This window comes from Paractinoplanes brasiliensis (assembly GCF_004362215.1).
In the GTDB taxonomy this organism is placed as follows: Bacteria; Actinomycetota; Actinomycetes; order Mycobacteriales; family Micromonosporaceae; genus Actinoplanes; species Actinoplanes brasiliensis.
Genome location: NZ_SNWR01000001.1, coordinates 4,485,206 through 4,510,734, shown reverse-complemented (window position 1 = coordinate 4,510,734; position 25,529 = coordinate 4,485,206). Strand labels below are relative to the sequence as shown.

Annotated in this window: 28 protein-coding genes and 1 pseudogene; 13 read left to right on the top strand and 16 right to left on the bottom strand. The window is 70.9% G+C overall.

The genetic code is table 11. The features are described from left to right. Positions 1–5: 5 nt before the first annotated feature. Positions 6–347, bottom strand: coding sequence for a S26 family signal peptidase (locus C8E87_RS20470; protein ID WP_133874588.1), 342 nt, complete (start codon positions 345–347; stop codon positions 6–8). Between the two features lie 53 nt (positions 348–400). Between C8E87_RS20470 and sodN the strand changes: the two genes are divergently transcribed. Together sodN and C8E87_RS20460 are read left to right on the top strand one after the other, a co-directional pair. Further along, the gene (sodN, locus tag C8E87_RS20465; RefSeq protein WP_133874587.1) at positions 401–805 is read left to right on the top strand and encodes a superoxide dismutase, Ni; all 405 of its coding nucleotides are present in this window, start codon (positions 401–403) and stop codon (positions 803–805) included. A 145-nt stretch (positions 806–950) separates the two neighbouring features. Continuing rightward, positions 951–1,310 (top strand): trypco2 family protein, encoded by a 360-nt coding sequence (locus C8E87_RS20460; protein WP_133876959.1) that lies wholly within the window; start codon positions 951–953, stop codon positions 1,308–1,310. A gap of 1 nt (position 1,311) precedes the next feature. On the opposite strand, the gene C8E87_RS20455 is transcribed toward C8E87_RS20460, so the two are convergent. Together C8E87_RS20455 and C8E87_RS20450 are read right to left on the bottom strand one after the other, a co-directional pair. Next, entirely contained in the window at positions 1,312–2,004 is a 693-nt protein-coding gene (locus C8E87_RS20455; RefSeq protein ID WP_133874586.1) for a FadR/GntR family transcriptional regulator, read from the bottom strand. A gap of 38 nt (positions 2,005–2,042) precedes the next feature. Then, positions 2,043–2,438: a hypothetical protein gene (locus C8E87_RS20450; RefSeq protein ID WP_239079830.1), complete on the bottom strand. Its 396-nt coding sequence runs from the start codon at positions 2,436–2,438 to the stop codon at positions 2,043–2,045. Positions 2,439–2,490: 52 nt separating this feature from the next. Between C8E87_RS20450 and C8E87_RS20445 the strand changes: the two genes are divergently transcribed. Both C8E87_RS20445 and C8E87_RS20440 read left to right on the top strand, forming a co-directional pair. Further along, positions 2,491–3,441, top strand: coding sequence for a diacylglycerol/lipid kinase family protein (locus tag C8E87_RS20445; RefSeq protein ID WP_133874585.1), 951 nt, complete (start codon positions 2,491–2,493; stop codon positions 3,439–3,441). Positions 3,442–3,843: 402 nt separating this feature from the next. Next, a complete protein-coding gene (locus C8E87_RS20440; RefSeq protein ID WP_133874584.1) occupies positions 3,844–4,098 on the top strand; it encodes a WhiB family transcriptional regulator in 255 nt (84 codons plus the stop codon). A gap of 404 nt (positions 4,099–4,502) precedes the next feature. Here C8E87_RS20440 and C8E87_RS20435 read toward each other — a convergent pair whose 3' ends face one another. The 5 genes from C8E87_RS20435 to C8E87_RS20410 all read right to left on the bottom strand — a co-directional run bounded on the left by C8E87_RS20435 (position 4,503) and on the right by C8E87_RS20410 (position 10,726). Beyond that, entirely contained in the window at positions 4,503–5,231 is a 729-nt protein-coding gene (locus C8E87_RS20435; protein WP_133874583.1) for a sirohydrochlorin chelatase, read from the bottom strand. Next, entirely contained in the window at positions 5,213–5,974 is a 762-nt protein-coding gene (locus tag C8E87_RS20430; RefSeq protein WP_133874582.1) for a phosphoadenylyl-sulfate reductase, read from the bottom strand. Before C8E87_RS20430 ends, C8E87_RS20435 begins: the two co-directional genes overlap by 19 nt. Before the next feature lie 151 nt (positions 5,975–6,125). Beyond that, positions 6,126–7,820 (bottom strand): nitrite/sulfite reductase, encoded by a 1,695-nt coding sequence (locus C8E87_RS20420; protein ID WP_133874580.1) that lies wholly within the window; start codon positions 7,818–7,820, stop codon positions 6,126–6,128. A gap of 293 nt (positions 7,821–8,113) precedes the next feature. Further along, positions 8,114–9,661, bottom strand: a complete 1,548-nt coding sequence (locus tag C8E87_RS20415; protein ID WP_133874579.1) for a sensor histidine kinase — start codon at positions 9,659–9,661, stop codon at positions 8,114–8,116. Positions 9,662–9,688: 27 nt separating this feature from the next. Further along, positions 9,689–10,726: an SIS domain-containing protein gene (locus C8E87_RS20410; RefSeq protein WP_133874578.1), complete on the bottom strand. Its 1,038-nt coding sequence runs from the start codon at positions 10,724–10,726 to the stop codon at positions 9,689–9,691. Positions 10,727–10,889: 163 nt separating this feature from the next. On the opposite strand from C8E87_RS20410, the gene C8E87_RS20405 reads away from it, so the two are divergent. Beyond that, positions 10,890–12,407, top strand: a complete 1,518-nt coding sequence (locus C8E87_RS20405; protein ID WP_438866081.1) for a tetratricopeptide repeat protein — start codon at positions 10,890–10,892, stop codon at positions 12,405–12,407. A gap of 13 nt (positions 12,408–12,420) precedes the next feature. Here C8E87_RS20405 and C8E87_RS20400 read toward each other — a convergent pair whose 3' ends face one another. After that, positions 12,421–12,639, bottom strand: coding sequence for a biotin/lipoyl-binding carrier protein (locus tag C8E87_RS20400; RefSeq protein ID WP_133874577.1), 219 nt, complete (start codon positions 12,637–12,639; stop codon positions 12,421–12,423). A 128-nt stretch (positions 12,640–12,767) separates the two neighbouring features. On the opposite strand from C8E87_RS20400, the gene C8E87_RS46945 reads away from it, so the two are divergent. Beyond that, positions 12,768–12,842 (top strand): 50S ribosomal protein bL37, encoded by a 75-nt coding sequence (locus tag C8E87_RS46945; RefSeq protein ID WP_369752275.1) that lies wholly within the window; start codon positions 12,768–12,770, stop codon positions 12,840–12,842. A 51-nt stretch (positions 12,843–12,893) separates the two neighbouring features. Here C8E87_RS46945 and rsrA read toward each other — a convergent pair whose 3' ends face one another. The 5 genes from rsrA to C8E87_RS20370 all read right to left on the bottom strand — a co-directional run bounded on the left by rsrA (position 12,894) and on the right by C8E87_RS20370 (position 17,110). Beyond that, the gene (rsrA, locus tag C8E87_RS20390) at positions 12,894–13,181 is read right to left on the bottom strand and encodes a mycothiol system anti-sigma-R factor (protein WP_133874575.1); all 288 of its coding nucleotides are present in this window, start codon (positions 13,179–13,181) and stop codon (positions 12,894–12,896) included. Between the two features lie 5 nt (positions 13,182–13,186). Next, positions 13,187–13,981 carry a sigma-70 family RNA polymerase sigma factor gene (locus tag C8E87_RS20385; RefSeq protein ID WP_133876956.1) on the bottom strand — a complete coding sequence of 265 codons (795 nt, stop codon included), beginning with the start codon at positions 13,979–13,981 and terminating at the stop codon, positions 13,187–13,189. A 182-nt stretch (positions 13,982–14,163) separates the two neighbouring features. After that, on the bottom strand, positions 14,164–14,763 hold the full coding sequence (locus tag C8E87_RS20380) for an alpha/beta hydrolase family protein (protein ID WP_133874574.1): 600 nt from the start codon (positions 14,761–14,763) through the stop codon (positions 14,164–14,166). A gap of 117 nt (positions 14,764–14,880) precedes the next feature. Next, positions 14,881–15,276 carry a WhiB family transcriptional regulator gene (locus tag C8E87_RS20375; protein WP_133874573.1) on the bottom strand — a complete coding sequence of 132 codons (396 nt, stop codon included), beginning with the start codon at positions 15,274–15,276 and terminating at the stop codon, positions 14,881–14,883. Between the two features lie 1,153 nt (positions 15,277–16,429). Continuing rightward, a complete protein-coding gene (locus C8E87_RS20370) occupies positions 16,430–17,110 on the bottom strand; it encodes an SOS response-associated peptidase (protein ID WP_133874572.1) in 681 nt (226 codons plus the stop codon). Between the two features lie 74 nt (positions 17,111–17,184). Here C8E87_RS20370 and aroA point away from each other — a divergent pair, with 74 nt between their 5' ends. The 6 genes and pseudogenes from aroA (at position 17,185) to C8E87_RS20340 (ending at position 23,207) form a co-directional block, all read left to right on the top strand. Then, positions 17,185–18,468, top strand: a complete 1,284-nt coding sequence (aroA, locus tag C8E87_RS20365) for a 3-phosphoshikimate 1-carboxyvinyltransferase (RefSeq protein ID WP_133874571.1) — start codon at positions 17,185–17,187, stop codon at positions 18,466–18,468. 2 nt (positions 18,469–18,470) lie between these two features. Next, a pseudogene (gene rsgA, locus C8E87_RS20360) lies at positions 18,471–19,541 on the top strand (ribosome small subunit-dependent GTPase A); the annotation flags it as partial. 296 nt (positions 19,542–19,837) lie between these two features. Further along, a complete protein-coding gene (hisN, locus tag C8E87_RS20355) occupies positions 19,838–20,632 on the top strand; it encodes a histidinol-phosphatase (protein WP_133874570.1) in 795 nt (264 codons plus the stop codon). 144 nt (positions 20,633–20,776) lie between these two features. Beyond that, positions 20,777–21,649: a hypothetical protein gene (locus C8E87_RS20350; protein WP_203720431.1), complete on the top strand. Its 873-nt coding sequence runs from the start codon at positions 20,777–20,779 to the stop codon at positions 21,647–21,649. 226 nt (positions 21,650–21,875) lie between these two features. Beyond that, positions 21,876–22,640 carry an ATP-binding protein gene (locus tag C8E87_RS20345; protein WP_239079828.1) on the top strand — a complete coding sequence of 255 codons (765 nt, stop codon included), beginning with the start codon at positions 21,876–21,878 and terminating at the stop codon, positions 22,638–22,640. A gap of 9 nt (positions 22,641–22,649) precedes the next feature. Continuing rightward, positions 22,650–23,207, top strand: coding sequence for a DUF5709 domain-containing protein (locus C8E87_RS20340; RefSeq protein ID WP_133874568.1), 558 nt, complete (start codon positions 22,650–22,652; stop codon positions 23,205–23,207). On the opposite strand, the gene C8E87_RS20335 is transcribed toward C8E87_RS20340, so the two are convergent. Both C8E87_RS20335 and macS read right to left on the bottom strand, forming a co-directional pair. Further along, positions 23,208–23,861 (bottom strand): response regulator, encoded by a 654-nt coding sequence (locus C8E87_RS20335; RefSeq protein ID WP_133874567.1) that lies wholly within the window; start codon positions 23,859–23,861, stop codon positions 23,208–23,210. It abuts the gene before it with no gap. 5 nt (positions 23,862–23,866) lie between these two features. After that, a complete protein-coding gene (macS, locus tag C8E87_RS20330; protein ID WP_239079827.1) occupies positions 23,867–25,003 on the bottom strand; it encodes a MacS family sensor histidine kinase in 1,137 nt (378 codons plus the stop codon). A gap of 42 nt (positions 25,004–25,045) precedes the next feature. On the opposite strand from macS, the gene C8E87_RS45625 reads away from it, so the two are divergent. Continuing rightward, positions 25,046–25,486, top strand: coding sequence for an ATP-binding protein (locus C8E87_RS45625; protein ID WP_239079853.1), 441 nt, complete (start codon positions 25,046–25,048; stop codon positions 25,484–25,486). Positions 25,487–25,529 lie beyond the last annotated feature (43 nt).

Here is a 25,529-nt window from a genome sequence, read left to right as displayed (position 1 = left end):
CGACCTTAACCTAGCCGACCTACGCGCGGGTAGTAGCGAATTAACACCCGCCCGATGACATCCGCCACCCCGTACGCCCGGCTGTCGTCCTCGATCAACGGGTTGTCACCCTGGATCCACCAGCCGCCGTCCTGCTCGCGGATCGCGCGCTTGACGACCAGCAGGCCGGGCCGGGAACGGAACCGCGCGACGACCACATCCCCCGGCCTCGTACGCCCGCCACGCCGCACCAGCAGCGCGTCGCCGGAGCGGAGGGCGGGCACCATCGACGGTCCGCGGACAAGCACCGCGAACAGTGGTAGTTGCCACCTCAAGGCATCAGTCCTCCGTCGCGTTACGCACCGCATGTAAGGGGTAGGGTCAGTCCTGGATCATCGCAAACTCGTATGGAGGAGTCCTGATGCGACTTCCGCGTTTCCTCATGCCTAAAACCGAGGTCAGCGCCCACTGCGACCTGCCCTGTGGCGTCTACGACCCGGCGCAGGCCCGGATCGAGGCCGAGTCGGTCAAGGCAATCGCCGAGAAGTACCAGGCGAACACCGACCCCGAGTTCCGCACCCGGGCCATCCTGATCAAGGAGCAGCGGGCCGAGCTCGTCAAGCACCACCTGTGGGTGCTGTGGACCGACTACTTCAAGCCCCCGCACTTCGAGAAGTACCCGAACCTGCACCAGCTCTTCAACGAGGCCACCAAGCTGGCCGGCGCCTCGGGCGCCAAGGGCTCGGTCGACCCGGCCGTGGCCGACCAGCTGCTGGCCAAGATCGAAGAGATCTCGAAGATCTTCTGGGAGACCAAGCAGGCCTGAGTGACCGTGTCGCTTCGGCCGGTACGCCCGGTGGGCGTACCGGCCGACTGCGCTCTGCTACTAGAGTCTGCTGTCGGTGGGAGGAGCAACGGTGAGTCAGCTGACGGACACACACCCGGATCCGGCGATCGGTGACGACGTCGTCATGCTCACCGTGCCCGCCGACGGCGGCTACCTGGGCGTGCTGCGGACGGCGACGGCCGGTCTGGCCGCACGGCTGCACTTCGCGCTCGACGAGATCGAGGACCTGCGCATCGCCGTCGACGAGGCGTGCGCGATGCTGCTGGCGATAGCGACCCGCGGCGCCGAGCTCGACTGCCGCTTCGCCGTGACGGAGGACGCTTTGACCGTCGAGGTCACCGTCACCACCGTACGGGGGGCCAAGCTGCCGGCCGAGTCGTCGTTCGCGTGGAAGGTGCTGACCGCGCTGACCAGTTCGGCGGCCGCCGAGGCGACCGGGCAGCGCGCGACCATTCGCCTGGTCACCAGGCGTACGGGGGCCTGACTCAGCGGACCACCGCGGCGATGTAGTCGAGATGCTGGGTCGCCGCGAGCACAGCCGACTCCGCGTCCCGGATGACCAGGCAGTCGAGGATCATCCGGTGATCCGCGTCGATCTGCCGCCAATAGCCCGCGGGCAGGTCGTCGGTGACCTCCTCGCCGTACTCGGCGTGATAGAGCGGCCGGGCCACCAGCTCGAACAGCGGGTTCTGGGTGGCCTTGGCGATGGCCATGTGGAACGCCGTGTGCGCCGCCATCATGGTCTCGAAGTCGTCGACGGCGGGGTCGAAGAAGGCGCCCCGGAGTTCGGCCAGGTGCTCGTCGAGGCGGCGCAACGCGGCGAGCCCGACGGCCGGCAACTCGATCGCCCGGCGCAGCTCGAGCAGGTCGGCGAAGCCCACCCCTTCCGACTTGGTGAGCAGCGTGAACCCGGTGGTGAGGCTTTCGGCCAGCTGTTCGGCGTCGGGGTGGGCGACGAAGCTGCCGCCGGTGACCCCGCGGGTCGTGACGATCAGATGCTGACTGGCCAGCAGGCGCAGCGCCTCACGGACCGTGCTGCGGCTGACACCCGTCTTGACGCACAACTCCGGTTCCGGCGGCAGGCGCTCGCCGGGCTGCAGCCGCCCCGAGGTTATGTCGGCCCGTAACTCGTCCGCCAGCAGCTGATATGCGGGTGGACGCACCGTTGATCCGGTCACCTCATCAGGGTAGGCCCTGGGCGGGAGAATCAGGGCGTTTAATCGATGCCCAACGCTCGGGTGCTCGGCGGGAGCACGATCAGCAGCCCGGTGAGCACCCCGAGAGCCATCAGCACCACGCCCAGCCACACCGGTCCGGTCTGCAACAGGAAGCCGCCGGCGGCGATGGTGAAGAGCTGGATGACGACCGCCGGCCCCCGCGCGCCCCGGGTCCGGCGGCCCAGCCCGCGGGCGACGAAGAAGATCGCCGCCACGCCGAGAGCGGTGAGAATGGTCAATGCCACGGCCACGCCGACCCGCACGTTCTCACTCGTGAGATCGAGGACCACCAAATACACAGTGAGCCCGGCCAGGGCCGCGCACTGCAGGTAGAGCAGTCGCACCGCCCACATCAGGGTCGAGGGGTTGTCAACGACTGACTTCTCACCGGTCACTCAAGCACCATACCGACAGTGTTTCGGCGTGCTCTTGGGTACAGTGCCGCGCATGCGAGCGTTACTGCTGGTCAACCCCAAGGCCACGACCACCAGCGAGCGCAGCCGGGACGTCCTCGTCAGGGCGCTGCGCAGCGCTGTCGAGCTGTCGGTGGAGTACACGACCCGCCGTGGCCACGCCGCGACGCTGGCCCGGTCCGCCGCCGAGAGCGGGGTCGACGTGGTCGTCACGCTGGGCGGCGACGGCACAGTGAACGAGGCGGTCAACGGGTTGATGACCGCCGAGGCCGTGCTCAGCGGGCTGACCGGCTCCCGCGCCGAGGTGCTGCCCGCGCTCGCTGTCGTGCCCGGCGGCTCGACCAACGTCTTCGCCCGCGCGCTGGGCCTGCCCCGCGACTGGGTCGAGGGCGTGAGTGTGATCCTCGACGGCCTGCGTGACGGGCGGCACAGGGTGATCGGGCTGGGCCGCGCCGACGACCGCTACTTCACGTTCGCCGCCGGCATGGGCCTGGACGCCGCCGTCGTGCGCCGGGTCGAGCAGGCGCGCCTGCGGGGGCGTACGTCCACCCCGGGTCTCTATTTCCGCTCGATCGTCGGCCAGTTCCTCACCGGCGACGACCGCAAGGCCCCGCCGCTGACCATCGAGCGCCCCGGCGAGCCGGCCGAGACCGGCCTCGGCACCGTCATCATCCAGAACACCGCGCCCTGGACCTATCTCGGCGACCGGCCCATCAACCCGAGCCCCGACGCCTCGTTCGACCGCGGCCTCGACGTGATGGCTCTGCGTGGTCTCGCCGTCACCAGCACGACCCGTACGATGGCGCAACTCGCCATGCGCAAGGCCGAGCCGCACGGCAAACAGGTGCTACGCCTGCACGACCAGGACGAGTTCACTGTGATCGCCAGCCGGCCCCAGGCGTTCCAGCTCGACGGCGACTATCTCGGCGAGCGCCAGAAGGTGCACTTCGTGTCCGTTCCCGAAGCGCTACGTGTGATCTGCTGACCACTGGGTAGCCAACATCACGATCCGTTACAGAAACACGGTCAAAAGGTCGGCACAACGGCCCGGACCGTACTACATTGATGGAGGCGTTGGTCAACCGGCTCTGGCGCAAGCCTCAGAACCGGACAAAGAGGGCGTGAGCCAGCTCACCCGCCCGGAGAAACTTCCGGCGCTACCCTTGACATCGCACGAGTTCGTGAAAGCATTCACAAGCGATAAGAAGTAACCGGTTGCTGCTTGCGCGCGTTCCTAATCCAGAAGCGCCGAACAGCACCCGATAACACAAAAGCTTGCTACGCACGGCGAGCCGAGGGTCACACAACCCGGCAGGCCGCCCGCGCACGCATAGGTAAAGCAGTAACGCAATTCATTACCCCATCCGAAACAAGGAGTGTTGCCGCCATGGACTGGCGTCACGATGCGATCTGCCGCGACGAGGACCCGGAGCTGTTCTTCCCGATCGGGACGTCCGGCCCCGCGCTCCTGCAGGTCGAGCAGGCCAAGGCCGTGTGCCGGCGGTGTCCCGTGACCGAGGACTGCCTCACGTGGGCCCTCGAGTCCGGTCAGGATGCCGGCGTATGGGGCGGTATGAGCGAAGACGAGCGGCGCGCGGTCAAGCGTCGTGGCGGCCTGCGGGTCGGCGCTCCCACCGCCTGAACCAATCCCCCACAGCATTTGCGCCCCGGGCCGAACGGCACCGGGGCGTCTTGCTGTTTCCGCCCGATTACTCAGCGCGCCGAATCCTCCAGAGGAACCCGAGAGGTTCGCCGACCGCGCCAATTCGATCACGTTGAGTTTCATCGAGAATCCGCGAAATGATCTCGAAATTGCGCTCCCGACACGAATGGTCCACATTCACCTCACACCCCGTGGACCTCGGCGGAGCGCACATCGGACGGTGACGCTGAGCGACCGTCCTTCAAGGCCCATCCCGTACGCCTCGTGGCGCCGGACACAAGCACTGGCGCGAACCCGAGGCTCCTCGCAAGGCAGGCGATGGGGAACGGCCGTAGCGCGGCCTCCGGCCGTAGCGCGGGGCCAGGCCGCGGCGAGCGACCCGGTCAAGCGGCGGCAGGGACGGTCCGGTCGGCCGCCAGCACCCGCGACGCGACAAGCCGTACGAGCCCAGGATCGTCTCCCAGCGGCGCAGCCACCGACACCGCACCCGCCGAGAGGGCGGACCGCACCGCCAAGTCGTACAGGAAACCCGGAGCCAGGAAGTAGCCGGCCACGCCAACCCGTCGAGCCCCCGAAGCCCGCAGACGGCCCACAGCCGCCCCCGGGTCCGGCGGGGCGGCCGAGGCATACGCCGCCAGGCAAGGAACGCTCAGACGAGCGCTGAGGGCGTCCGCGGCCCACGTGATCGTTTCCCGGGCCACCGGGTCCCGGGTTCCCGCCGCGGCGAGCACGACAGCGTCCAGCCCGGCGGGGTCGAGACGCCGTACGAGGCTCTCGGTCAACGCCGCCGAGGGCCCGAGCACGTCCGCGAGGGTCACGTCGACCGGCAACCCAGCCGCCTCGTCGACCACGGCCGGGATGTCGACCCGCCCGTGGTAGGCGGCCGTCAGCAGCAGCGGCACCAGCACCGCCCGGCGGCCGGGCAGTGCGCGCAACACGTCGAGCGGCCGCGGGCCGGCGTGGTCGAGGAACGCGGCGTGCACATCCCACTCGGGGTGGGCGAGCCGCACCGCCCGGGCCAGGGCCTGGGTCGACTCCGCCGCCCGCGGGTCCCGGCTGCCGTGGGCGACCAGGACCACCGCGAGGCGGCCGTTCAGACGTGCAGTCCGCATTCGGTCTTCTCGAACATCGCCCAGCGCCCCGCGCGCGGGTCCTCGCCGGCCTTGGTGCGCCGGGTGCACGGCCAGCAGCCGATCGAGCCGTAGCCCTTCTTGAACAGCTCGTTGACCGGCACGTTCCAGCGGCTGATGTAGCGGTCGACGTCGGTCTGGGTCCACGCCGCGATCGGGTTGACCTTGACCTTGCCCTTCTTGGCGTCGAACGCGACGACCGGCGTGTTGGCGCGGGTCGGCGACTCGTCGCGGCGCAGGCCGGTGGCCCAGGCGTCGTAGTCGGACAGGGCGCGCTCGAGGGGCTCGACCTTGCGCAGGAAGCAGCACTCGTCGGGGCTGCGGGCGAACAGCCGCGGCCCGTACTCGCCGTCCTGCTGGCCGACCGTGCGGCGGGGGCGGATCGACCGGACGTTGACGTCCATGGTGGCGGCCACGGTGTCGCGCACCTTGAGCGTCTCGGGGAAGTGCAGGCCGGTGTCGAGGAACACGACGTCGACGCCCGGCGAGACCCGGGAGAAGACGTGCGCGACCACGGCGTCGGCCATCGAGCTGGTCACACAGAACCGGTCCCCGAACGTGTCGGTCGCCCACTTGGCGATCACTTCGGCGGGGGCGCCTTCGAGCTCGCGGCCGGCGTCGCGCGCCAGCGCCTCGAGCTCGTCGCGCGAGCGCCGGGTGGGGTCCTGGACCACGGGGGCGCCGAGGTTGACCAGGTTGAGAGAGGTGGCGGCCACGACTGTCATCGGTTGACTCCCTTGGAAAGCAAGCCGTTGAACTTGACCGTGAAAACGCGGGCGCAGGAGTGGCACTCCCAGGCCCCGTGTGATGCCTCGTTGGGGAACAGGTCCTCTTCGCCGCAGTAGGGGCAGTACAGGGGGGTTGATCGGGCGTCGCTCACTTGAGGAGCTCCTCGTCGGCGCGCATGACCCAGTCCGCGAACGCCTCGTCCTTCGACGTGCGTCCGTCCAGGTAGTGCCGCGCGAGGCGTTCCACGTACGCGGGAAGCTCTTCTGCCGTTGCCTTGAGCCCCCGGAGCTTGCGCCCGAAGCCGGCCGTCTGCCCCTGCGCCATGCCGAGCCCGCCGCCCAGGTGCACCTGGAAGCCCTCGACCTGCTCGCCGTGGCTGTTCATGACCAGCTGACCCTTGAGGCCGATGTCGGCGACCTGGGTACGGGCGCAGGCGTTGGGGCACCCGTTGATGTGGATCGAGATGTCGGCGTCGAAGTCCTGCAGCCGTTCCTCGAGGCGGGCCACCAGTTCCTCGCCGCGGGCCTTGGTCTCGACGATCGCGAGCTTGCAGTATTCGATGCCGGTGCAGGCCATCGTGCCGCGCCGCCACGCCGAGGGCCGCGCCTCCAGGCCGATCTGGCGCATCCCGGCGATCAACGGCTCGACCATGTCGTCGGCCACGTCAAGGACCAGGAGCTTCTGGTACGCGGTGAGGCGTACCCGGTCGGAGCCGTGCTGCTCGACCAGGTCGGCCAGTTTGCCCAGCTGGGCGCCGGAGGACCGGCCCACCACCGGCGCGGCGCCGACGTAGTTACGACCGTCGATCTGCTTGTGCACGCCGATGTGGTCGATCGGCTTGGCCGGCAGGTCGGGCGCGGGCCCGTCGACCAGCGCGCGGCCCAGGTATTCCTTCTCGAGGATCTCGCGGAACTTGGCGACACCCCAGTCGGCCAGCAGGAACTTCAGGCGGGCGCGGTTGCGCAGGCGGCGGTAGCCGTAGTCGCGGAAGATGCCGACGACGCCCTCCCACACGTCCGGGATCTCGTCGAGCGGCACCCAGACGCCGAGCCGCTCGGCCAGCCGCGGGTTGGTGGACAGGCCGCCACCGATCCACAGGTCGAAGCCGGGGCCGTGCTGCGGGTGGGTGACGCCCACGAACGAGACGTCGTTGGTCTCGTACGGGCCGTCGGCCAGCCACGAGATCTGCGTCTTGAACTTGCGGGGCAGGTTCGAGTACCGCGGGTCGCCGACGTACCTCTTGGTGATCTCGTCGATCGCCGGCGTCCCGTCGAGCACCTCGTCGACCGACACCCCGGCCACCGGCGAGCCCAGCACGACACGCGGGCAGTCACCGCAGGCCTCGGTGGTCTGCAGCCCGACCGCCTCGAGCCGGCGCCAGATCTCGGGCATGTCCTCGATGCGGATCCAGTGCAGCTGGATGTTCTGCCGGTCGGTCATGTCGGCCGAGTCGCGGCCGAACTCGCTCGAGATCTGCGCGATCGTACGGAGCTGGGCCACGCTCAACGCGCCGCCGTCGATGCGCACCCGGAGCATGAAGTACTCGTCCTCGAGCTCGTGCGGCTCCAGCACCGCCGTACGCCCGCCGTCGATGCCCGCCCGGCGCTGGGTGTAGAGCCCCCACCAGCGGAAACGGCCGCGCAGATCCTGCGGGTCGATGGAGGCGAAGCCGGTGTGCGCGTAGATGTTCTCGATGCGGGCGCGCACGTTGAGCGGGTTGTCGTCCTTCTTGATCCGCTCGTTGGGGTTCAGGGGCTCGCGGTGTCCGAGCGCCCACTGACCCTCGCCGCGCGCCTTGCGGGGGCGGGCTGTCCGGCCTGCTGGGGTGCTGCTGGGCGCCATGTCGGCGGTCCTCCACGTTTCGTGGGCGCATGCGGGACGCTCACGGCTTGTGGAGGCTCGTGACTACAGTGTCAGGAGTGGCCGGCGCGTCTCGCGCGCCCGAAAGATAATTCGGACGGCGTCAGGAAGCCGGACACATCGCGCTGCGGACACGCCCGTAGTCGACGTGGCGACGTGCCACGAAGCGGCGGTCAACTGCAGCGGTCATGTCGGCAAGCCTCTCACGCCGAACCAATCTGGGCCAGTGCGGTCCAGATTTCGGGAGTGTGTCGCAGCCCACCAGGTGGGAGGGTTCAGCGTTTGCCCAACGGCACCACGAGGACAGCCTCCGTGCCGCCGCCGGCCCGGTTCCGCAGCTCGATGCTGCCGCGCAACTCGCCGGTGGCCAGCGCGCGCACGATCTGCAGGCCGAGCCGCTGGCTGTCGTCGGCCCGGAAGTCCTCGGGCAGCCCCTGCCCGTTGTCGGCCACCGTGACGTGCAGCTGCTTGCGGAACCGGTGGGCGGAGACGACCACCTCGCCGGAGTCCTCGCCCCCGACCGCGGGCTCGTCGTCGTCCTCGCTCGCCGGGAACCCGTGCTCGACGGCATTGATCAGCAGCTCGTTGAGCACCATCACCAGCGACGTGGCGATCTCGGCCGGAAGCACCCCGAACGTGCCCTCACGGCGCATCTTCACCGGCACGCTGGTCGCGGCGACCTCGGTGGCCGCGGTGGCGACCCGGTCGACGATCCCGTCGAACTCGACCGCCTCGTCGCTCGACATCGACAACGTCTCGTGCACCAGGGCGATCGACGCGACCCGGCGCACCGACTCCTGCAGCGCCATCCGCGCCTCGGGGGCGTCGACCCGGCGGGCCTGCAGGCGCAGCAGCGCGGCCACGGTCTGCAGGTTGTTCTTGACCCGGTGGTGGATCTCGCGGATCGTCGCGTCCTTGGTCATCAACGCCCGGTCCCGCCGTCGCACCTCGGTCACATCCCGTACGAGGACGAGCGCGCCGATCGGCACCCCGGCCGGCAGCAGCGGCAGCGCCCGGATCAACACGGTCGCGCCGCGGGCCTCCATCTCCTGGCGGGGCGGGGACTCGCCGCGCAGGGCCGACAGGATCCGCTCGGCGGTGTCGTTGCCCTCCAGCGGGTCGGCGGCCAGCCTGCTGGTCAGCACGGAAAGCTCCTCGCCGACCAGGTGGGCGTTGAAACCGAGACGCCGGTACGCCGACTGGGCGTTCGGGCTGGCGTAGGTGACCTTGCCCCCGGCGTCGAGGCGGACCAGGCCGTCGCCGACCCGGGGGGCCGAGGTGGTCTCGCCCGGGTGCCGGGGTGGCGGGAAGGTGCCGTCGGCGACCATCTGGGCCAGGTCGTCCGCGGTGGTCAGGTAATTCAGTTCGAGCTGGGACGGCGTACGGGCGGTGGAGAGGTTGGTGTCACGGCCGATCACCGCGATGACCTCGCTGTAGCCCTCCTCGCGATCATTGGGGTCGCGCAGGCGCACGGGAATCGCCTCGTGCCGGGCCGGGGTGTCGCCGTACCAGACCGGGTCACCCTCGCGCCAGATCCGCTCCTGCGCGAACGCGATGTCGAGGTGGGCAACCTCGGGACCGCCGACGATCTTGCCGACCTGGTCGTCCTGGTAGGCCGTCGGGGCGGTGGTCGGCCGCACCTGCGCGACGCAGAGGTACTGACGCGGCTGCCCGGCCTCCCGCTTCACCGGCACCCACATCAGCAGGTCGGCGAAGGAGAGGTCGGACAGCAGCTGCCAGTCACCGGCGATGCGGTGCAGGTGGTCGATGTCGGCCGGTCCGAGGCCGGTGTGCTCCTCGGCCAGATCACGCAACGTTGACACGAGCCAAGCGTGCCACGCCTCTGTTTCCTACAGCGTCGTGGTGACCTTCTTGAGCCCCCGCGGCGAGTCGGGGTCCTCACCGCGGGCCAGCGCCAGGGCAAGGGCCAGCTTCTGCAACGGCAGGATGTCGAGCAGCGCGCTGTACCGCTCGTCGGTCACCGGCGGCACCGAGAGCCGCCCGGCCGCGCCCGGCACGTCGGTCGCCCCGATCGTCACCACGTCGGCCCGCCGCTCGCCGAGCCGGGTCACCACGTCGCGCATCGACTGCCCGCCCGGCCCGTCGCCCACGACCGCGAGCACCGGCACGTCCGGGTCGGTCATGGCCAGCGGGCCGTGCAGCAGGTCGGCCCCCGAGAACGCCAGCGCCGGCAGGTACGAGGTCTCCATCAGCTTCAGCGCGGCCTCGCGAGCGGTCGGGTAGGCGTACCCGCGACCGGTTGTCACCAGGCGGGACGCGAACCTGTACCGCTGCGCTAGGTCGTCGGCCGTACGGTCGGCCAAAGCGTCCTCGGCCAGCTGGGGCAGCTTGTCGAGCGCGGCCCGCTCCTCGCCGGGCAGCGAGCCGTTCCCGGAGCGGATGCCCTCGACCAGGAGCAGGAGGGCGAGAAGCTCGGCCGTGTACGTCTTCGTGGCCGCGACCGCCCGCTCGTGCCCGGCGGCGACGTCGATCGACAGCTCGGCCGCCTGGGCGAGCGGCGATTCCGGGTTGTTGGTGAGCGCGAGGGTCAGCCCGCCCGTCTCACGGGCCACCTGCAGCACGCCGGTGAGGTCGGGCGAGCCGCCGCTCTGGCTGACGCCGACGACCAGCGTGTCGGTGAAGTCGGGCCGGGCGCCGAACAGCGTGATCGCGCTGGGCGAGGCGCTGGCCACCGGCAGGCCCAGCCGGATCTCGGTCAGGTACGCCCCGTAGAGCGCGGCGTGATCGGAGGTGCCGCGGGCCACGAACACGACATTCCGGGGCCGGCGGCGGGCTACTTCGGCGGCGACGACGGCGATCGCGCCGGCGTGCTCACCGTCGAGCAACCGCGCGAATCCGCCCGGTTGTTCCGCGATGTCCGCAGCCATCCCCTGGCCTCGTTGCGCCACGTGTTCCTCCCCTGATGAGCGACTTACGCGCGATCCATGCGCAGTCTTGCAAGAAACAGTTTACTTCGTCAACGTTTCGAGCACTAATGCGCAGCGCTCCTCCTACTGACAGGAAGGGCTCTTTCCCCTACTGTCTTGCATCGTGGATGTACGCCGCGCCGCCGACCGCGCTCTTGAACAGGCAAGGTCGGCACTGGCGACGGACCAGCCCGACAAGGCCGCCGATCACCTGGCCGGCGCGCTGGCCCACGCCCCCACGCTTCCCGAGGTCCACGAGGTGCTCGGACGCCTCGCCGCCCGCCCCGGCGGCGGGCTCGATCTCTTCCGTGCCGGGCCGCACGCGTCCCCCGGCCGGCTCGCCGCCCGCGCGCATCTGCTCGCCGCGGCCGGTCGCCCCGAGGACGGTCTGCCGCTGCTCGCCGCGGCCAGCGGACAGGCGCCCGCCGCTGACTGGGCGGGCATCCCCTGGGTCGTCGAGCCCGCTCTGGGCGTACGGATCGAACCAGGTCTTCTGGCTCAGGTTCTCATGCGGCTCTGCACGCGGGTGGGCGAACCGGCGCCGCCGACACTGCGGCCCTACCTGACCGTGGTGCGTCACGCGCTGGCCGCCTATCCGGAGCACGCCATGCTGCTCGGGGCCGGTTCCGCGCTGGCCCGCCGGGTCGGCGAGCACGACCTGGCCGTCGACTGGGCCTCCCGCGGCGCCCGGGTCCGCCCGTCCAAGCTCGGCGAGATCTGGCTCGGGTACGCGTACCGCAGCGCCGGCCGCCTGCCCGAGGCGCTCGCGGCGTTGCGGCGGGCGGTGGCCCACGACCCCGACGACCTTTCCGTGTACGCCGACATCGCCGGCACCCTGGCGGACAACGGCCGCCTCGAGGACGCGCTGAGCTGGGTCGACCGCGCCCTGGAACGCGACCCCGACTACGACTGCGCCGTGCACACCGCACACCGGCTGCGCCACCGCGCCGACGGCGACCTCATGCACCTCGTCCGGCTGGCCGACTACATCCGCGACCACCCCGACGAGTCACACGAGCACACCGACCTGGCCGACTGCTGCCGCGACACCGCGTGGCTGAGCGGTGCGCCCGTGGCCGCGCCCCTGCCCCGCGGCAACGCGCCCGTGGCGGGCGAACCCACCGCCGACGCCGTACGCCGGCTCCGCCAGGTCGCCTCACTCTCGTGGGCGCACCCACCGGCGGCGTACGACGCGGCCCTTCAACTGATCATGGTGAGCCCGCCCGACCTGCTGGCGCTGCTCGCACACCCGCCGGCCGACGTCGCCGTGCCCGAGATCTGGGCCTGCCTGGGACTGCTTCACCACCGCTCCGAGGAGGCCTGGCTCGACTCGGAACGGCGCCGGATGCTGCTGGAACTGGTCGACGGCGGGGTCGACCGGGTCACCGAGGCGGCCCTGTTCGCCCTGATCGTGACCGCCTGGGTCGACCCGTCGGCGCGGGCCGACGTGGCCGGGGTGGTCACCACCCGGCTCACCGAGGTGGCGTCGCGGCCCGGCGCCCGCTCGTTCGCCGAGCTGGCCCTGGCCACGCCCGACCTCGACCAGTCGACGCGGCAGCTGGCCGCGGCTATGACGCGGGTGCCGCCGCTGCCCCGCCAGCGCGGCCGCAGCCGGTTGTCGCTGCGCTGGCGGCGCGGCTGAACTCAGCTCTGTCTCACCCTTGGATGATGGCGATCAGGTCGCCTTCCTGCACCACGTCGCCCTCGTGGACGGCGAGCTCGGCCACCGTGCCGTCGGTCTCGGCGACGACCGGGATCTCCATCTTCATCGACTCGAGAATCACCAGGGTGTCCCCCTCGGCCACCGTGTCGCCGGTCGTGGCCACGACCTTCCACACGTTGGCCACCATCTCGGCCCGGATCTCGTCGGCCATCGGGAACCTCCTTGTCCACTCGTCGGTACCGGTCATCAAACCATGGATCAGGGTCGGGCGAGTCCGGGCCGACCGGACGCGCCGACTACCATCGGCTCGGGAAACACGCACGAACAAGGAGTCGCTCGATGGCTAAGAAGGCCCGCAAGAAGAAGGCTCGTAAGAAGAGCAGCGCGAACCACGGCAAGCGGCCCAACAGCTGAACGCACAAGGCCCCCGCAACGTGAAGTTGCGGGGGCCTTGTCGCGAGCTCCCTACGGCAGGTATTCCCGGGTCTCGACCTGCACCTCGAGCTGGTCGAGCTTGAGCCGCAGCCGGTCACGCAGCTCACGGGGCGCCTTCTCGTCGCCGCAGCAGCGGGACACCAGCGCCTTCACCTCGTGCTCGATGCCGTACTCACGCAGGCACCCGTCGCAGTCGTCCAGATGCTTCTGGATCAGCGTGCGCCGGTCCTCGCTGCACTCCAGGTCGAGGTAGAGGTAGACCTCGCTGAGCACGAGGCCACAGTCGGCCTCGTGGTCCTCACCGTTCACGCCGCTCATGACGGTCAGGCCTCCTGCGGTTCCGAAGCGGTCCGGGTGATGCCCCGGTCGGCAGCGTACTGCTCCAGCGTCTTGCGCAGGTTGCGCCGGCCGCGGTGCAGTCGGGACATGACGGTGCCGATGGGCGTGCCCATGATGTCGGCGATCTCCTTGTACGAGAAACCCTCGACATCAGCGAGGTAGACGGCCAGCCGGAAGTCCTCGGGCAGGGCCTGCAGGGCTTCCTTGATGTCGCTGTCGGGCAGCCGGTCGAGCGCCTCGGTCTCGGCCGAACGCAGGCCGACCGACGTGTGCGACTCCGACGAGGCCAGCTGCCAGTCGGTGATCTCCTCGGTCGGCGCCTGCACTGGCTGACGCTGCTTGCGCCGGTACGAGTTGATATAGGTGTTCGTGAGAATGCGGTACAGCCAAGCCTTGAGGTTGGTGCCCTCCTCGAACTGGTGGAAGGCGGAGAACGCCTTGAGGTACGTCTCCTGCACCAGGTCCTCGGCATCGGCCGGGTTACGCGTCATCCGCAGACCAGCAGCGTAAAGCTGGTCCACAAAAGGCAACGCGTCCCGCTCGAAGCGCGCTCTGCGCTCCTCGGTCCGTTCTGTCTGGGCCACCCTGAGCTCTCCCCTCGACCGCCCCGCCGAGGATACGGGTAGTGCCCCTTCAACGGCTTCGAAAACCGCCGGTGTGCTGACACTCACCGATGGGGTGGTTTTCGTGGTCTCGGTCGCGGGCCAATCGGGGGCACCCAGGAGGTTCCGCACCCGATCGACATCCCCGCGCTCGAGGCTCTCGGTTCCGGCTCGCACCAGTAAAACCCCTTCCGACTTCAAGCTCCGGGGCTTACAACCACGCGGGCACCTGTTGCATTCCTTCCGCCCTGCCGCACCCCGCTGCTCGCCCTCAGGCCGCCCGCGGCTGGCCCTCAGGCCGCCCGCTGCTCGCCCTCAGGCCGCCCGCTGCTCGCCCTCAGGCCGCCCCTTGCTCGCCCTCAGGCCGCCCAGCCGTGTTTCCGCAGCCATTCGACGGCCAGCGCGGCCGTACCCCGCACGTCCTTACGCAGGTCATGGGTCGCCCCCGGCCGGACGATCACCTCGACGTTCGCGGTGGCCGCGGGCACCCCGAACGCGTCCCGGTCCCCGTTCAGCACCAGGGCCGGCAACTCCGCCGGCAACTCCCCCGCCCGGCTCTTGTCCGGCTTGCCCGGCGGATGCAGTGGAAACGCCAACGCGAGCACGCCCACGGCCCCGAGCGCGACCGCCGTCCGGCACGCCACCCGCGCACCACTGGACCGCCCGCCCACGATCAAAGGCTCATTTCCTCGTACGCCCTCAATCACGACCGACCAGGCCTCGTCGAGCTGCCCCGCCGGAGCGGGCGCACGCCGGCCCGCCACGCGATAGGGCTGCGTCACCAGCACGACCCGCACCCCCGCAGCCACAGCGGCGTCATGCACGGCTTTCAGGTCGGGCGCGTCCACACCACCACCGGCTCCGTGCCCCAGCGCCAGGGTGCTGAACGCCGGCCCGTCCGGCTCGGTGATCCGCACGTGGGCCGGCCCGCGCGGCGTCTCGATCTCGATCTCGCTCACGCCGCTATCTCACCAGCCCGGCCGGCCCCGCGCGCGCAGTCGCCCGTTCACCAGCCCCCGCGCGCAGCACGCCGGGCCGGCGCCCGCTCGGGGCGCCGGCCGACGGTGGCTCAGGTTTCAGCGGCTGATCGGCGTGAGGCTGAGCAGCCGGCGATCTTCCTCGTCGGTGTCGTCGTCGACGGCCTCGCCGTTGGGGCCGACGCGCTCGCGCCAGGCGACGAGCATGGCCCGGCGTTCGCGCGGCGTGGTTCCGCCCCAGACGCCGTGACAGTCGCCGACCTGCAACGCCCAGGCCAGGCATGGCCCTTGAACTGTGCATGTGCCGCAGAGCGAGACCGCGCCCTCGGACGGCTCGTTCGGCGCCGGAAAGAACGTCTCCGGGTCGACCGAACGGCATGCGCCGCGGGTCCGCCAAGCCTCGTCGCTGCGTCGTTCGCTGATCGCCTCGAGCAGGCGCGGATCCCTCCGCGCGATGGCTACCTCATGTGGACGCGGCATACGAGCCCGTGTCATCAGCCCACCTCCCCCGTGGGACCGGTACTGCGTGTGGCAACGGGATCGCACCGTGCGAACCTGCACCACTCCGGCGCAGTTTTGTATCGCAGGGTAGGAGATCAGAACAAGGGTCTTATCTATCTTGAAATAAAGTTGCCAATATCGAATGCGGACATCTATTGACAAACCCAATTCTTGATCTTGTCCCAGCTCAGCCGGTAGGCCGCCATTCAGCCACTCGCCAGGCCGACCGCCCACAACCCCTCAACACCCGCCGCGCCACCGACCGGAGCCGCGATCTCGCGTAACGCTCCGTAACCAACACGCGGCGAAGACCCCTCCTGCGGCCTCACGATCGCGGCGCTCGTCAGCGCGGCGCGAGGAACCTAACAGAGCCCTCCCCGGGACACGGCACCGGGAAGCCACCACCCAACCGCATTACCCACCCTCCTCGGGGGACCCCCGCCACCGCCGATTGTGGCCGAAAGAGCCGATCTTCGAGGTCCCGCAGCCGTGGCGCCTGTGGACAAACCTTCGCCTGTGGACGGCGGCGCCATCGACGAGGCGGGCCTGAGCTGCCCGGATGCAGACGAAGCCCGACGGTCGACTTTGATCTGCCCGCGAAGATGGCACACCGGCCGACATCAAAGCACCGCGATTGAAGCATCAGGAAAGGCCCGGATACAGGACGTCAAATGGACCGCCAGGGCGGGAAAAGCCGGGCAGCAGGACCAGGCGGGAAGGGGCCGCCGGACAAGAGGGACCGCCAGACAGGAGGGACCCGCCGGGGCAAGACGGACCGCCAGACAAGAGGGGCCCGCCGGGCAAGAGGGGCCCGCCGGACAGGAGAGGCCGCCGGGCAACGGGGGCCGCCGGACAACAGGGGCCGCCGGACAACAGGGGCCGCCGGACAAGGGGGACCGCCAGACAACGGGGACCGCCAGACAACGGGGACCGCCAGACAACGGGGACCGCCAGACAGGAGAGACTGGCGGGCAAGAGAGGCCGCGGGCAAGAGAGGCCGCGGGCAACAGGGGCCGCGGGCAACAGGGGCCGCGGGCAACAGGGGCCGCGGGCAACAGGGGCCGCGGGCAACAGGGGCCGCCAACCAAGAGAGGTCGCCAGGGAGAAGGGGCGCGAGGGCTCCGCCTGCGAGCTGCGGCTGGGTGGGTCAGAAGAGCGTGGCGGGGGTGGTGTCCGCGGCGGGTGAGGGTTCCAGCAGGTGGGGGCCGTTGTTGCGGACGTTCCCCACGTCGGGGCGGACCGGGCGGATCTCGATGGCTTGCAGCTCCGCCGGGGACAGCGGCTGCAACAACCCCGCCGGGTCGCCGCCGCCGGCCAGCCAGGACGCCCAGCGGCCGGGCGGGAGGATCAGGGGCATGCGGTCGTGCACCCGGGCCAGGTCGCCCACCGCCGCGGTGGTGAGGACGCTGCAGGTCAGGGTTGCCTCGGGGCCCCACGTCGTCCAGATGCCGGCGAACGCCAGCACCGAGCCGTCGGCGGGCGTCATGTAGTGCGGTTTGCGCTCGACCCACTCGTACCAGCCGTCGGCGGGCACCAGGCAACGGCGGCGGGCGAAGGACGGGGCGAACGCCTTCGACGTGGCCACCGTCTCGGACCGGGCGTTGATCATGCGGGCGCCGGCTCGCAGGTCGGGCGACCAGGGAGGCACCAGGCCCCAGCGTGCCCGGTCGACCACCCGCGCCGAGTGGGTCGTCGACATTCTGATCACCGGTACGGGGTCTGTCGGCGCCACGTTCCAGCTCGGCGCCGCCTGCTCGGCGACGGCCACGGCCTCGAACAGGCCTTCGAGGTCGGCCGCGCTCCTGGTTGTCGCATACCGCCCGCACATGTCCGGCAACGCTACCGTCTCGCGAGCCGGGAAAGGTCCACGAGATTGTCAGCCCCCTTCGGCACAATGACCCCGTGACAGCAGAACCTCGCCCCTGGCTCGCCCCGTCCGCGTCCGGCCCGGTCAGCGCCTCCGTGCGGCTGCCGGGGTCGAAATCGATGACTGCCCGCGCTCTCGTGCTGGCCGCCCTGGCCGACGGGCCGTCGGTCGTCGAGCGGCCGTTGCGTGCCCGCGACACCGTGCTGATGGCGGCCGGGCTGCGCGCGCTCGGTGTCGGGCTCGATTCCGGCGACGACGAGCGATGGCTGGTCGAGCCGGGCCCGTTGCGTGGCCCGGCGCGGGTCGACGTGGGTCTGGCGGGCACGATCATGCGGTTCTTGCCGCCGGTCGCCGCGCTGGCCGAGGGGATTGTCGAATTCGACGGCGACCCACATGCGCGCAAGAGGCCGCTGCAGCCGATCCTTGACGTGCTGCGCTCGCTGGGCGTGTCGATCGACGCGTCCGACACGGGCGGGTTGCCGCTGACCGTGCGCGGGGCCGGCCTGGTCGAGGGCGGCGAGGCCGTGATCGACGCGTCCGGGTCGAGCCAGTTCGTCTCCGGCCTGCTGCTGTCGGCGCCGCGCTTCACCAAGGGGCTGGTGCTGCGGCACGAGGGGCCGCCGGTGCCGTCCGCGCCCCACCTGCGCATGACCACCCACATGCTGCGGGCCGCCGGCGTCGCTGTCGACGAGTCGGTGCCCGATGTCTGGGCCGTCGAGCCGGGTCCGATCCACGGCCGTACGTGGGTGATCGAGCCCGACCTCTCCGGCGCCGCGCCGTTCTTCGCCGCCGCCATGGTCACCGGCGGGTCGGTCACGTTGAGCGGCTGGCCGGCCGAGAGCTGGCAGCCGGTCGCCCGCCTCACCGAGCTGCTCACCGCGATCGGTGCCGAGGTCACCCGGACGGCTGACGGGCTGACCGTCCGGGGCACGGGCCGGCTCCACGGCATCACGGCCGACCTGTCCGAGGTCAGCGAGCTCACCCCGGTGCTGTCGGCGCTGGCCGCCCTGGCCGACGGGCCTTCCGAGCTGCGCGGGGTCGAGCACATCCGCGGCCACGAGACCGACCGCATCGCCGCGCTGGCCACCGAGCTGACCAAGGCCGGGGCGCAGGTCACCGAGTTCCGCGACGGTCTGCGCATCGAGCCGGGCGCGCCGCGCGGGACGAGCTGGGAGACGTACGCGGATCACCGAATGGCTCATGCCGCGGCGGTTATGGGACTCGCCGTCCCGGGCATCACTCTCACCGACGTAGGTTGTACGTCGAAGACGTTGCCCGAGTTCCCCGAACTCTGGGCGGGACTCGTGGCGAGGAGTTGAAGCTGCCAGCTCGCAAGCGGGAGTACGACGAGGACGACGTCCGGATCCGTCCGGGCCGTTCGTCGCGCCCGCGCACCCGCACCCGGCCGAAACACGACGACGCGGTCGATGCCCTGGTGATCACGGTCGACCGGGGGCGGTACGGCTGCGTCCGCGAGGAGGCGCCGCCTGACAGCCCGGTCATCACCGCGATGCGCGCCCGCGAGCTGGGCCGCAAGTCGGTGGTGGTCGGGGATCGGGTCGCCCTGGTCGGTGACGTGTCGGGCGCCCCGGGTGCGCTGGCCCGCATCGTCCGGATAGGCGAGCGTACGTCGGTGCTGCGCCGCACGGCCGACGACGACGACACCACCCCCGAGGGCCGTCTCGAACGGGTTGTGGTGGCCAACGCCGACCAGCTGGTGATCGTCAGCGCGCTGTACGACCCCCCACCGCGTACGGGGTTCATCGACCGCTGCCTGGTCGCGGCGTACGACGCGGACATCGAGCCGTTGCTCTGCCTGACCAAGGCCGACCTGGCCGGGCCGGAAGAGATCCTCGGCTACTACGCCGAGCTCGACCTGCCGTACGTGACGGTTCGCCCCGACAGCGACCTCACCGAGCTGCGCAAACGCTTGGCCGGCAACATCTCGGTCATGGTCGGTCACTCCGGCGTCGGCAAGTCCACGCTGGTCAACCGCCTGGTGCCGGACGCTTTGCGAGCGGTCGGGGCGGTCAGCGCGATCGGCAAGGGCCGGCACACGTCGACCAGCGCGGTCGCCCTGCGCCTGCCGCCGATCGGCAAGAGCCGCAAAGACCCGGGCTGGATCATCGACACGCCCGGGATCCGCAGCTTCGGGCTGGCCCACGTGAGCGCCGAGAGCCTGTTGCACGGCTTCCCCGACCTCGTCGAGGGCACGCTGGAGGACCAGCCCAACTGCGGGCACACGGCCAACGACGTCGGTTGCCGCCTGGACGCCTGGGTCGCCGAGGGCAAGGCCGACCCGCGGCGGCTGGAGTCGTACCGCCGCCTGCTGGCCTCGAGAGCCGGCGACACCGATCCACGCGAAACCGAAAGAGCCGGCGACACCGATCCACGCGAAACCGAAAGAGCCGCCGACACCGATCCACGCGAAACGAAAAGACACGACAACACCGGCCCGCGCGAAACCGAAAGAGCCGCCGACACCGGCCAACGCGAAACCGAAAGACCCGACAACACCGGCCAACGCGAAACCGAGGGAGCCGCCGACACCCCGCCACACGAGACCAGCGAAGCCGCCGACGCAGCGGGACGTGAGACGGCCGGCGACACCGAGCCCGCCTAAGCCGCCGGGGCGTCGAGAAGGGCAGTGGCGACGAAGAAGCCGGGCTGATCGGCTAGCGTTCGGACATGGCCGGTTACGCCGACGATCTCGCGCTCGCTCACCTCCTCGCCGACACCGCCGACTCGATCTCGACGAGCCGGTTCCGGGCGCTCGACCTGCGGGTCGAGAGCAAACCCGACCTGACCCCGGTCTCCGACGCCGACACGGCGGTCGAGCAGGCGATCCGGGCGACGCTGGCCCGTGCCCGCCCGCGCGACGGCGTGCTCGGTGAGGAGTTCGGCCTGACCCAGGCGGCGGCCGGTCCGGGCACCCGCCGCTGGGTGATCGACCCGATCGACGGCACCAAGAACTTCGTGCGCGGGGTGCCGATCTGGGGCACGCTGATCGCCCTGCTCGAGGGGGACACCCCGGTCGCCGGCCTGGTGAGCGCGCCCGCCCTGGGCCGCCGGTGGTGGGCGGCGCGCGGGCACGGGGCGTACGCGGGAAAGCACCAGCACGCCGCGACACGCATCAAGGTGTCGGGAGTCGGGCGGATCTCCGACGCCAGTGTCTGTTATGCCAGCCTCGACGGATGGCAGCAGATCGGACGCCTGCAGAAGATCGTGGATCTGAGCCTGGCGGCGTGGCGCAGCCGGGCGTACGGGGATTTCTACGGTTACATGCTGCTGGCCGAGGGCGCGTTGGACACGATGGTCGAGCCGGAGCTGTCGTTGTGGGACGTGGCTGCGCTGATCCCGATCGTGCGGGAGGCGGGCGGCACGATCACCGATCTGGCCGGCCGCCCACCGGCCGACAAGTCGTCGGTGATCGCCACCAACGGGCTGCTGCACGAAACGGTACTTACGGCCCTTACCCGCTAACCGGACAAAAACCTCAGAAGTCATGGCGCTGCGTAAGCGGACAAACACCCCCCGACGACGGTGTCCCCCGAAGCGCTGATGCCGGGCCGAGGCTGGTCTATCGTGCGTCACGTGGTGTCCTCGGGCTGGTTCTTCCTCGCCGCCATGATTTTGGCGTACGGATTGGCGAACCTCTTGCAGTCGGCGGCCGCGGCTCGCACCACGGTGCACCACACGTTCGACCCGAGCCTGCTGGTACGGCTCGCCGGCCAGCGGACCTACCTGCTGGGCCTGGGCTGCCAGGTGCTCGGTTTCGTGCTCGCCTTCCTCGCCCGTGCCGACTTGCCGCTGTTCCTCGTGCAGGCGAGCGTGGCCGCCGGGCTGGGCGTGACCGCCGTGCTCGGGGTGCTGCTGCTCAAGTGGTCGCTGCCCGCGGCCGAGGTGGTGCTGCTCGCGCTGCTCATGGTCGGCATCGCCGCGCTGGTCAAGTCGGCGCAGCCCGCCGCCGCGCGGCCGCTGGGCGCGGCCGCGATCGCCGGCCTGACCGTGGCGTTGCTGGTCATCGGGGGGCTGGGCTTTTTCGCCGTACGCCTGCAGGGCGCGCTCGGCTCGGTCGTGCTCGGCTCCCTGGCCGGCGTCGGGTTCTCCGCGGCCGCCATCGCCGCCCGCCCGCTGGCCGGCGAGCACTCGGCCGCCGGCTTCTTCGGCAATCCCCTGCTTTATCTGCTGGTCGTGCACTCGCTGGTCGGCCAGCTGCTGCTGGGGCTGGCGATGCAGCGCGGCTCGACGACGGCGGCGGTCGCGGCGATGGACGCGGCGGGCGCTGTTCCCGCGGCGATCGTCGGCCTGCTGCTGCTCGGCGACCGCATCGAGCCGGGCAAGGAGTGGCTGGCCGGTGTCGGTTTCGTGGTGACCCTGGCGGCGGTGATCGGGCTGACCCGGTTCGCCGAGCCACAGCACCACCACGCCTCGGCCCCGTCGCCGCCCACGTGCCTCCCCGAGCCGGCGCCCCTGCGTACGGCCCCGACCAGCCGCTGAGCACACACGACCGCTCAGGAAAACCGGAACGTGCAAGTTCCCGGTCAAGCCGGGCATTTCCCGGGCCGCAAAGGTATGAGTCATGCCGCCCCGGGTACATGCTGACCATGACCCCCGGGATGTTATGTCCCGAATAGTTCCGTACGGCTCTCTGCGGAAGGCGGTCCCGGTTCCCAGCCCTGCGGGAAATGCGAAAAGGGGGCGCGTTATGCACAATGGAGCGATCATGGCGAGCGAGCTAGGGCACCTGGTCGATCGCGGGTCGGAGTACCCGCTGGTCCGGCTCACCGCGCTGCGGGACGCCGAGGCCGCCCGGACCCTGCGCACGGCCCTGCTCGACGTGCTGGCCGAGCAGCCCGAGGCGGTGCTGGTCGACGTCGGCCAGCTCCCTCTGCCCGCTCCCGAGACGGCGGCCGTGCTGCGGGAGCTGCGTGACGAGACCGCCGACTGGCCGGGGGCGCATCTGATCCTCTGCGACGCGCGCGGCGGCGAGGCCTGGCCCGGTGTCGGCTGGCCGACCTGGCCGAGCGTGCCCGAGGCGACCACCGCGCTGGGCAAGCCCGACCTCGACCACCGGTTCACGCTCGAGCTCGAACCCGCGCTGGGCGCCGCCCGCCGCGCCCGGGAGCTGATCACCGAGGCCTGCGCGCGCTGGGACAGGCCCGATCTGGCCGGCCCGGCGTGCATCGTGGTCACCGAGCTGGTCAACAACGTCGTCGTCCACGCCCGTACGCCCATGGTTGTGCTCGTCGCGACGCACGGCAGCGGCCTGAGCGTGGCGGTGCGCGACCGTTCGACGTCCGTGCCCACCTTCTCGGGAAGCCCGGTGCCACCGACCTCGTACGGGGGCAGGGGGATGCTCTTGATCGATTCGGTGGCGGATCGTTGGGGCACGCTGCGGCTGGACGACGGCAAGACGGTGTGGGCGCTGCTGTCGGCGGACGGCAACGAGGCGCACGAGACAAGCATGCGGAACGCCGTACGCGGGTAGATTGCGGTCATGCGAGACAACGACTACCCCGCCGAGGTGTCCGACCCGGAGGCTTCCGGCCTGCCCGACACCGCGGATGACGATTCGACCGCGTACGACCAGGTGGAAACGGGACGCTGGGCCGACGGTCCCGACCCGGCGGCGCTCGCGGGTGTCGGTCCGGGCGGCTCCAACCGCTTCGGCGACACCGCCGAGGAGCAGCGCGAGGGTGAGTCGCTCGACCGGCGGCTGCGTCAGGAGGAACCCGACTTCGGCGCGGAGGACGCGATCCCGCCCCGCCGCGACCCCAATGACGAGACCGTCGACAGCTCCGAGCAGCGCAACTTCGACGCCGACGTGTGGGGGCCGAGCCCGACCTCGGATCCCGACTCACAGGTGTCGCTCTACGACGACGGCCAGCTCGACGACGCGAACCCGGAGACGGTGGGCCGCCTGGTCGCGCCGGACGAGGGTTACGGCTACGACGACGAGCCCGACAGCGTGGCCTACGACGCGGGCGCGGCCGGTGGTGGCGCGAGCGCCGAGGAGCTGGCCATGCACGAGACCAACCCCCCGCGCTACGAGTAGTCAGTCGAGGCCGTTCTCCAGCGCGTACCTCGTCAGTTCCACGCGGTTGTGCAGCTGAAGCTTGCCGAGCGTGTTCTGGACATGGTTCTGCACCGTGCGATGGCTCAGCACGAGCCGTTCGGCGATCTGCTTGTACGACAGGCCCTTCGCCACCAGACGCAGCACCTCGGTCTCGCGTTCGGTGAGCTTCGGCGTCGCCTCGTCGGCCCCGGCCGGCCCGGTGACAGCGAGCCGCCGGAACTCGCCCAGCACCAGCCCGGCCAGTCCGGGGGTGAAGACGGTGTCGCCGGCCGCGGTGCGGCTCACCGCGTCGAGGAACTCGGCCTGCGCGGCGGACTTGAGCAGGTAACCCGTGGCGCCGGCCTTCATGGCGTCCAGCACGTCCTGCTGCTCGCCGCTGGCCGAGAGCATCAGGACCCGTACGCCCGGCACCTCGCTCTGCAGGCCGTTGATGACCTCGACGCCGGAGACGTCGGGGAGCTGCAGGTCGAGGATGACCACGTCGGGGCGGGCGGCGGCCGCGATGCGTACGGCCTGTTTGCCCTCGCCGCTGGTCGCCACGACGTCGTAGCCCGCCGCGGCCAGGTCGCGGCTGACGCCGTCGCGCCACATCGGGTGGTCGTCGACCACCATCACCCGGATCGCTGCCGTCATGCCCGTCACGATATCGGGACGCGCGGCACGGTCATCTCGACCTCGGTGCCCTCGCCCGGCGCGGAGACGATCTGTACCCGGCCGCCGAGGTCGGCGATGCGCCCGCGGATCGACTGGGCGACCCCGAGCCGGCCCTGCGCCTCGGCCTGAGCCAGCCGGTCGTCCGCGATGCCGCAGCCGTCGTCGCGGACGGTCACCACCACCTCGTCCGGGTCGTCCTCGACGAAGAGGTACACTTTCGTACCGGGGTCGCAGTGGCGCGTCACGTTGTCGAGCGCGGCGGCCACGGCGCCACGCAGCTCGCGGGCCGTGTGCGCGGGCAGCCGGACAGCGCCGGCCGGGCCCGAGACGGTGACGTCGGGCGACGCGTACGGGTGCAGCAGGGCCATCAGGTCGAGCTCGTCGGCGACCGGGTCGACCGCGACCTGCCGGCCCGCCACCAGGTTGCGCAGCGCGGCCTCCTGCTCGCCGGCCAGCCGGGCCAGTTCCCCGGCCTCGCCGTCGAGCCCGGCCCCGCGGCGTTTCACCAGCGCCAGCACCTGCAGCACGGAGTCGTGGATGTCGCGGGCGAGCCGTTCCCGTTCGCGGGTGGCCGCCTCGAGCTCGACCGCGCGTTCCAGCCTCTCCTGGGCCACCTCGGCGATGCGCACGAGATAGCCGACCGCGATCGCGGCCAGCAGCATCAGCACCGAGCCGGTCAGCGCGGCCTGGTCGTAATGAGCCCGTACGAGCAGGTCGGTGGCCCCCATGACGAGGGCGGCCGCGATGCCGCCCCGGCGGCCGAAGCGCACCGCGCAGCACAGGACGGGGGCGACGTGCCAGGCGACCGCGAGCGTGGGGCGGCCGCTCTCGAGCGCGTCCCGGCCGACGATCTCGATGCTGGCGGTGAGCGCGGCCATCACGACCACCATGTCGGCGATCAGCAGCCGGGCGCGGCGGCGGGCCGGATCGGCGTACGCGTACGTCGTGAAGATCGTCCACGCCGCCATCGCGGCGAGCACCGGCCAGGCCAGAACCGGCCGCTTGTAGTAGCTGATGTTGCTGACGACCAGGATCGTCGCGTAGGTCAGGGCGGCGATGCGATAGACCGCGATCGCCCGCCACAGCGGCGCCTCGAGCCCACTGTTTCGTGCGTCCGGCATGGGGCGACGATCCCACAGAGGCGCACCACCCGTGGGGCCACCCTGCGGGAAGATCAGCCGTGGCCTACGGTCGAAGGCATCGGTACCGAGATTCTGCTGTCCGAGACGTTCGACCGCGAAGCCATCACGGCCTTGCGGCACTCCGTCGCGTCCTGTGCCGAGGCGGCCGGCCTGGCCGGTGACCGGCTCGACGATTTCGTGGTCGCGGTCAACGAGTTGCTCACCAACGCCGTGCGCCACGGCGGGGGCGTGGGGCGGGTCGCGCTGTGGTCGGCCGACGGCGAAGTGGTCTGCGAGGTGAGCGATTCCGGCCACGGGCTGCGGGATGCCCGGCAGGAGCCCTCGGTGCGCCCACCGGCCGATCAGCCGGGCGGGTGGGGGCTGTGGCTGGCCGAGGAGCTGACCGACACGTTCCAGCTGACCACCGGCGACAAAGGCACGACCGTACGGGTGTCGAGCCGCTCTTCTTTAAGCAAGTCTTAAGTCTCCCGCCCCGATCTTGCGAGAACCTCTCACTTTTACGAAG

Coding starts and splice junctions, on each gene's coding strand:
- C8E87_RS20375 (WP_133874573.1), bottom strand. CDS start 15,276: ATGACACGGGCTCGTATGCCGCGTCCACATGAGGTAGCCATCGCGCGG.
- C8E87_RS20370 (WP_133874572.1), bottom strand. CDS start 17,110: ATGTGCGGGCGGTATGCGACAACCAGGAGCGCGGCCGACCTCGAAGGC.
- C8E87_RS20345 (WP_239079828.1), top strand. CDS start 21,876: ATGGCGAGCGAGCTAGGGCACCTGGTCGATCGCGGGTCGGAGTACCCG.
- C8E87_RS20460 (WP_133876959.1), top strand. CDS start 951: ATGCTCACCGTGCCCGCCGACGGCGGCTACCTGGGCGTGCTGCGGACG.
- C8E87_RS20435 (WP_133874583.1), bottom strand. CDS start 5,231: ATGCGGACTGCACGTCTGAACGGCCGCCTCGCGGTGGTCCTGGTCGCC.
- C8E87_RS20410 (WP_133874578.1), bottom strand. CDS start 10,726: ATGGCTGCGGACATCGCGGAACAACCGGGCGGATTCGCGCGGTTGCTC.
- C8E87_RS20420 (WP_133874580.1), bottom strand. CDS start 7,820: ATGGCGCCCAGCAGCACCCCAGCAGGCCGGACAGCCCGCCCCCGCAAG.
- C8E87_RS20440 (WP_133874584.1), top strand. CDS start 3,844: ATGGACTGGCGTCACGATGCGATCTGCCGCGACGAGGACCCGGAGCTG.
- rsrA (WP_133874575.1), bottom strand. CDS start 13,181: ATGAGCGGCGTGAACGGTGAGGACCACGAGGCCGACTGTGGCCTCGTG.
- C8E87_RS20350 (WP_203720431.1), top strand. CDS start 20,777: ATGATTTTGGCGTACGGATTGGCGAACCTCTTGCAGTCGGCGGCCGCG.
- macS (WP_239079827.1), bottom strand. CDS start 25,003: ATGCCGGACGCACGAAACAGTGGGCTCGAGGCGCCGCTGTGGCGGGCG.
- C8E87_RS20470 (WP_133874588.1), bottom strand. CDS start 347: ATGCGGTGCGTAACGCGACGGAGGACTGATGCCTTGAGGTGGCAACTA.
- C8E87_RS20335 (WP_133874567.1), bottom strand. CDS start 23,861: ATGACGGCAGCGATCCGGGTGATGGTGGTCGACGACCACCCGATGTGG.
- C8E87_RS20400 (WP_133874577.1), bottom strand. CDS start 12,639: ATGGCCGACGAGATCCGGGCCGAGATGGTGGCCAACGTGTGGAAGGTC.
- C8E87_RS20430 (WP_133874582.1), bottom strand. CDS start 5,974: ATGACAGTCGTGGCCGCCACCTCTCTCAACCTGGTCAACCTCGGCGCC.
- sodN (WP_133874587.1), top strand. CDS start 401: ATGCGACTTCCGCGTTTCCTCATGCCTAAAACCGAGGTCAGCGCCCAC.
- C8E87_RS20445 (WP_133874585.1), top strand. CDS start 2,491: ATGCGAGCGTTACTGCTGGTCAACCCCAAGGCCACGACCACCAGCGAG.
- hisN (WP_133874570.1), top strand. CDS start 19,838: ATGGCCGGTTACGCCGACGATCTCGCGCTCGCTCACCTCCTCGCCGAC.
- C8E87_RS20340 (WP_133874568.1), top strand. CDS start 22,650: ATGCGAGACAACGACTACCCCGCCGAGGTGTCCGACCCGGAGGCTTCC.